Source organism: Neoroseomonas rubea, assembly GCF_016106015.1.
In the GTDB taxonomy this organism is placed as follows: domain Bacteria; phylum Pseudomonadota; class Alphaproteobacteria; order Acetobacterales; family Acetobacteraceae; genus Neoroseomonas; species Neoroseomonas rubea.
This window is the reverse complement of sequence record NZ_JACADQ010000246.1, coordinates 1-6,335: the sequence shown is the minus strand read 5'-3', so window position 1 is coordinate 6,335 and position 6,335 is coordinate 1. Positions and strand designations below refer to the sequence as shown.

Below are 6,335 nucleotides of genomic sequence, written 5' to 3'. Positions count from 1 at the left end.
CCAGCGCCGCCGCCGCCCCCACCCGCCGCGCCGGCGGCGCCCGACGCCGCCTGACGGCCCCGAACGCCGACGTCGACACGGATCTGCGTCGCGGAGCGGCCACGCCGGCAGCGCGGGTCAGCAACCGTGAGGCCCGGCTTTCCTGGACAACTCGGGGTCTGCGTCGGCGATCGCTGATGCGCGGCGCTGAATCCCGTTCCTCCGGCCCAAGGCCGGGCAGGCAGGAATGGCGGCGAAGCACGGCATGCCCAGGCGGGCATGGACCACCGCCACCCCATGACCGGCGGGATCGGCGGCGGGCATCCCGGGCGCCGATGTCCTGCGTTGCGCCAGGCGGTGGGTCGACGACCCGGCCGCGCGCCCTTCAGGCGCGGCCGGCGAGGCCTTCGGCCACCTGCTCGTTCACTTCGATCAGGAACGCCATGTCGGGCTCGGCGCCATCCATTTCCCGCTGGACCATGCGGCCGAGCGAGATGAGGCCCGCGCGCATCTGCTGCGGCAGCTGGTTCGACGGGTGCAGCAGCGCCGATTCCATGGCGAGCCAGAGCCGGCGGTTGTCGGCCACGGCCTTGACGCGGGCGATGTCGTCGTCGCGCTCGCGCGCCTCGCGCAGGCCGAAGGTCACGCGGCGGATGATGTCCGCCTCCTGCTCGCGCGGGTCACGCGCGGCACGGGTCGCGCCATAGGCGCGCGCAAGATCGAGCAGCATCCGGCGTCAGTCCTCCGCGGCAATGGCGCCGGCCGGGGCGATGCCGAGGACGACCTCCTCATGCCGCATCACGCGCCGCACCAGCTTGAGCGCCTGGTAGCATTCGTCGGCCTCGGCCGCCGCGAGCGCGCGGTCAAGCAGCTCGCGCGCGAGGCTCGATGTGGTGGCGGACTGGAATTCGGTGATCAGGCGGCGGGCGACATCGAGGCCGGCCTCCCGTTCGTCGTCGTCGCCGATATAGGCGGTCTGCAACGCGAAGTAGATGCGCCGCGCCGGCGTGCTCGCGGCCTCCGGCGTCATCAGCTGCTTGCCGAACAGGAACCGCGCCTTCGCGGTCAGTTCGATGCGCGCCCGGTTGCGGAACCGTATCGGCGCGCCGTTGACGACCATCAGGTCGCCCTGTCGAAGTTCAAGCACCAGCGTGGACATCCTGTCCTCCCGGCGGGAGTGGAAGAGGCGACCCCCGGCGCGTGGCGCCGGGGGCCGTCGTCGGGATCAGCGGAACAGGCTGAGCAGGGTCTGCGGCGCCTGGTTCGCGATGGACAGCGCCTGGGTGCCGAGCTGCTGGCGGATCTGCAGGGACTGCAGCCGTGCGGACTCCTTGGCCAGGTCGGCGTCGATCAGGGCGCCGAGGCCGGATTCAAGCGCATCCGCCTTGGTCTTGTTGTAGGAGATCTGGTTGTCGATGTAGCGGCTGTCGCTGCCGAAGGTGTTCAGCGCGTCGCTGATCGCCGTCTGGATCGTCTCGAAGTCGCCGCCATCGGCCAGCGCGGCCACCGCGCCCGCCGCCGTCGTCGGCGCCGCCGCGACCACCAGCGTGCCGGCGCCGTCCACGGCGGTCAGCGTGTAGGTGTCGGCGGCCTCGTTCCGGGTGGTGGCGATGTCGCCGCCTTCCGGAGCCGTGGTCGAGAGCAGCGTGCGGCCGTTGTAGGTCGCGTCGTCGATGAAGTTCGTGATCTGCGTCCGCAGCGCGGTGTACTGCGCTTCGTACTGCGCGCGCTGGTCGGCGTTCAGCGTGTCGTCGGCCAGGCGCACCAGCGTCTCGCGCACCTTGACCATCGTGTCGGAGACCTTGGTCAGGCCGGCGAGCGCCGTGTCCAGGATCCCCTTGGTGCCGCCGAGCTGCTCGTTCGCGGCATTCAGGCCCGCCACGTCCGCGCGCACGGCCTGGGCCACCGCGAAGGCGGCGCCGTCGTCCTTGCCGTCGTTCACGCGGAAGCCGGTGGAGATCCGCTTCTGCGTGGTGTTCAGGCCCTCATTCGTGCGGTTGAGGGACTGCAGCGCGACCATCGCGCCCATGTTGGTGTTGACAGAGTTCAAAGACATCGGGGTCTTCCCCTGGTTCCGATGGCCCCCGCGGTTCTGACCGTGGCAGGGGCCGGGTTGCGCGCCGCGTCTTGCGGTGTCGAGTGGAGAATGCCTTGCGGCACGTTAAGGGAGGCTGAATCCGCGATCAGGCCTGCCCCCTCCTCCCGGGTCAGGCGAGGAACCGGGTCAGCGTCAGCCCGGACAGCGAGGAAATGGCGCGATAGGACGCCTCGAGCTGCGTCTGCGTCGCGCGCAGCTGGGAAATGGTGTCGGCCATGTCGACCTCCTCGATCTGCACGAGCTGCCCCGTGAGCGCGACCGAGACCTCGTCATGCCGCCGCTTCGTCGCCTCGAGCCGTTGCTCGACCGCGCCGAGCGCGCCCCGCTCCTCCCCGATCGCGTCGATCGCGCTGCGGAAGCCGTCGCGCACCGTCGCCACCAGGGCGGTGAAATCGGTGCCGAGCTCGGCCTGCGCGGGATCGATCGCCGCGAGCGTCGCCAGGCCGCGCAGGATGTCGCGCGCCCAGGATCCCGTCGTCTCGCCCTCGCTCGTGGCCACCGCGTTGCGGTTGGCGAGGATGCCGTATTCGACCCGGTCGCCCTCGGCCGCCGGCACGCTCCGCCGCGGCTCGGTCAGGCCCTCGGCAGGGTCAGACAGGAAGGCCGAGAAGGGCGTCGTCCCCGCCGCGTTGGATTGCGCGGCGGCCAGCGTCGCGGCGGCGACCGCGGCCGCGTTTCCGCCGCCCAGGCCCGCCACGGCGGCCGCGATGTCGGTCGCGAATCCGGCCGAGGCGATGTTCGCCGGGTCGGGAATCGGCGGGTTCGCGCTGTCGCTGCCGGAGAACAGGTATTCGCCGGCATGGCGCTCGTTCATCAGGGTCGCGACCTCGGCCATCGCCGCCCGCGCCTGTGCCGCGACGGCGGCGATCCGCACGTCGCTGACCCCGTCCATGCGGATGGTTTCCTGGTAGAACTGCGTGGCGATGTCCGACAGGCGCCCGAGCGCCTTCTGCGTCACATCGGTGCGCGCGAGGGTGCGATCGATCGTGCCCTGCCAGACCTCCCGCCGCGCGATGTCGGCGCGCAGGTCGATGGCGCGCCGGGCCTCGGGCGCGATGTCGCCATAGCCCGGGCCCTTGCGCCCGTCCGAGACCTGGCGGTTCAGCGTGTCGAGCCGCGTGCGCAGCATGGCGGCACCCGCATCGGCCCAGCGGCTCGGTCCGATCATCGACATGGCTTACCTCACCGCGCCCAGCAGGGCGTCCCACATGGCCTGCACCGTGCTCATCACCCGGGCATTGGCGGCATAGGCGTTCTGGAGCGTGACCATGGCCGCCATCTCCTCGTCCACGTTCACGCCCGAGCGGTCGGCGAAGCGCGCCTCAAGCCCTTGCATCAGCGACTGCGCGCCTTCGCGCGCGCTGGTCGCCGCTGCCCGGTCGGCGGTGTGCGCGGCGCTCAGCAGCGCGCCATAGCCTTCGAGGGTCGGCGGGGCGCCGAAGGGGCTCGAGAGCGTGCCGTCCGGCCCGAGCCCGCCGGTCGCGATCGCCGTCCAGGCCGTGCCGGCCTGCGCCTCGGTCCCGAAGGTGAAGTCGAGGATGCGATCGAGCAGCCCGGTGAAGCTCGCAGGCCCCCCGGCCGGGTTCGGCGTGAAGTCCGCAGCACCCAGCGGATTGCCCGAGACGGCGTGCGTTCCGTCCCGCAGCAGGGCGGGATTGGCCGAGACGTCCGGGTTGACGCGGAACACGCCGGCGAAGCCCACCTGCGCGCTGCCGGCATAGGGCTGGCTGATGTCGGGTACTGCGCCGGTCGCATCGGTGAACAGCCGCAGACCCTGCGATTCGAAGCGCGCGGCGATGTTCGCGGCGGCGAGGTCGACCTCGGACTGGTAGCGCGGCAGCGTCTGGTCGCGCAGCGCGATGTATTCGGCCAGCCTGCCGCCCAGCAGGTTGCGCGTCACGTCGACGCCGCCGAGCATGATGCCGGGGATCGAGCCGCCGCCACCGTGGAAGGCCGCCGGGCCGAGCGTCGCATCGGATGTCGTGAAGGCATCCCGGTTCGGGTCGAGCGGCAGGACGAGCCCGTTGCGCGCGACCAGGACGATGCCCCCGTCGTCGCGCTTCAGCGCCCGCACCTCGAGGGATTCCGACAGCTTCGCGATCGCCGCGTCGCGCTCGTCCTCCAGCGCCGCCGCGCTGCCGGTCAGCGCGATCTGCTCCTTGATGCGGAGAGTGAGGCTCGCGATCTCGCGCAGCTCGGCATTGATGACGGAGACCTCGGTGACGATGCCGTCATGCGCCTGCTGGCGCGCATCGCCGATCGCGGACGAGATCTCGTTGAGCCTGATCGCCAGCGCCTCCGCATCCAGCACCAGCGCGGCCTGGCGGCCGGCCTCGGCCGGATCGGCGCGCAGATCCTCGAAACCGGTGCGCAGGGCGGCGGTCAGGTCGCCCAGCCCCTCGCCGAATTCCGGATTGCCATGCGCCGTCTCGACGCCTTGCAGCAGCCTCTCCCGCACCTCGGCCGCCGCCGAGGCGGCGCGGCGGGAATCGAGGGCCGCGACCAGCGCCTCGTCCACGTCGCGCGTGGGCGCGAGGCTGCGCACGCCGATCCCGTCGCCCACCGGCGCCATGGCGCGGCTCGCGACGGTCTTCTTGGTATGGCCCGCGGTCTCGGCATTGGCGACGTCGTTCGCCGATGCCGCGAGCGAGCGCTGCGTGTACAGGATGCCGGAGCGGGCGGTGAGCAGGGCGGCGTCGAGGCTCATGGCCGACGGTTCCTAGGGGCCGCGCGCCTCAGCGGCGCATGTTGATCGTGTCCTGCAGCATCTCGTCCGACGCGGTGACGATCCGCGTGTTCGCCGTGTAGGCGCGCTGGGCGACGATCAGCTTCGAGAATTCGCTCGCGATGTCGACGTTGGAGCGTTCGATCGAGCCGATGGCCAGCCGCCCCGCGCCGTTCGAGGCCGGGTCGGCGGTCCGCGCCTCCCCGCTTTCCAGCGTGCGCATGAAGGCCTGGCCGTCGAGGCGCTGCAGCTGGTCCGGCGCGCTGAAGGTGGTGATCGGTACCCGCGCGATCACGCGCGACTGGCCGTTGTCGTAGTTGATGGCAGTGTCGCCGTTCTCCCGGATGTTGATCGAGGAGAAGGAACCGAGCGGCACGCCGTCCTGGGCGATGTTGCGCACCACGTATTCGTCGCCGGCGTATTGCGTCACGCCGCGTGCCGCGCCGAAGGCGCCGACATCGATCGTGATGCTCTGCGGGCCCTGGCCGAAATCGGCGGTGAAGGTGATCGTCGCCGGCTCGCCCAGCGTGGCGGTGGACCCCGTCATGGTGCCGGTGGCGTTGACAAGGTCGCCCACCGTGCCGTCCGCGACCGGCGTCGCGGCGGCCTGGCCGAACTGCACGTCGATGGTCCCGACCGAGCCACCCGCATCGGGGGAGGAGACGTCGAGCGTCCAGGTGTTTGCCGCCGACGGCGTCCAGGTCATGGTCATCGCGCGCAGCGAGCCGAGGCTGTCATAGACGTTGAACTGCGTGCTGACGGGGTCGGTCCCGCCCGCGGGCAGGTTGGCCGACAGCTCGATGTTGGCGGTCGCGATCGGGTTGAAGACCAGGTCGCTGACGCGGATCGGCTGGATGCGCGTGCGGTCCGGCTCGCCCGCCGAATCCGCGAGCCAGCCCTGCAGGAAGTACCCCGCCCCGTTCACCATGTAGCCGTTGCGGTCCATCTGGAAGTCGCCGGCGCGGGTGTAGAACTGGCGCTCGTCAAAGGTGGTCTGGCCGTTCGCCGTGCCGGTCGGCAGCGCGACGGAGAAGAAGCCCTGCCCCGCGATGGCGAGCGCCAGCGGGTTCTCCGACTGCTCGATCGTGCCCTGCACGGTGTTGGTGTAGTCCGGCCGCGCCACGACCGAGCCGGGGCGGTGCACGCTCTGGGTGCTGTCGGTCAGGTAGGACACGAAGTTCGTGTCGGTGCGCTTGAAGCCGACGGTCTGGCTGTTCGCGACATTGTCCGAGACATGGCCCAGCGCGCGGGCCTGGGCGGTAAGGCCGCTGATCGCGGTGGTCATGGATCCGAACAGGGACATCGGTCTCTCCGTGGCTGGGCGGTGCGGGCTGGTCCGGGGCCGGCGCCGCACTGCGCCATGCCGGCCGCGGACCCCGCGCCTTGCACGCCATGCCGCAAGCCCTGTGCCAGCTCCATGGCGCCCCTGGCCGGCAGCCCTTGCCGGTCCGGGCGGCGGGAAGTGCCGCCCCCGGGCAGGGCTCGCCGCCCCGCACGCGGCGCGGCGCTGGCACGGGCCTTGCGGCAGGGCGG

The 6,335-nt window shown here is 71.6% G+C and carries 6 protein-coding genes; all 6 read right to left on the bottom strand.

The window, feature by feature from the left end; genetic code table 11:
• Positions 1-364: 364 nt before the first annotated feature.
• A complete protein-coding gene (locus HW577_RS18415; RefSeq protein ID WP_198377604.1) occupies positions 365-709 on the bottom strand; it encodes a flagellar biosynthesis regulator FlaF in 345 nt (114 codons plus the stop codon).
• 6 nt (positions 710-715) lie between these two features.
• The gene (locus HW577_RS18410) at positions 716-1,138 is read right to left on the bottom strand and encodes a flagellar biosynthesis repressor FlbT (RefSeq protein WP_198377603.1); all 423 of its coding nucleotides are present in this window, start codon (positions 1,136-1,138) and stop codon (positions 716-718) included.
• A gap of 66 nt (positions 1,139-1,204) precedes the next feature.
• A complete protein-coding gene (locus HW577_RS18405) occupies positions 1,205-2,035 on the bottom strand; it encodes a flagellin (RefSeq protein WP_198377602.1) in 831 nt (276 codons plus the stop codon).
• Between the two features lie 151 nt (positions 2,036-2,186).
• Positions 2,187-3,251 (bottom strand): flagellin, encoded by a 1,065-nt coding sequence (locus tag HW577_RS18400; protein ID WP_198377601.1) that lies wholly within the window; start codon positions 3,249-3,251, stop codon positions 2,187-2,189.
• Between the two features lie 3 nt (positions 3,252-3,254).
• Positions 3,255-4,784 (bottom strand): flagellar hook-associated protein FlgK, encoded by a 1,530-nt coding sequence (locus tag HW577_RS18395; RefSeq protein WP_198377600.1) that lies wholly within the window; start codon positions 4,782-4,784, stop codon positions 3,255-3,257.
• A gap of 28 nt (positions 4,785-4,812) precedes the next feature.
• Positions 4,813-6,105 carry a flagellar hook protein FlgE gene (gene flgE / locus HW577_RS18390; RefSeq protein WP_198377599.1) on the bottom strand — a complete coding sequence of 431 codons (1,293 nt, stop codon included), beginning with the start codon at positions 6,103-6,105 and terminating at the stop codon, positions 4,813-4,815.
• Positions 6,106-6,335 lie beyond the last annotated feature (230 nt).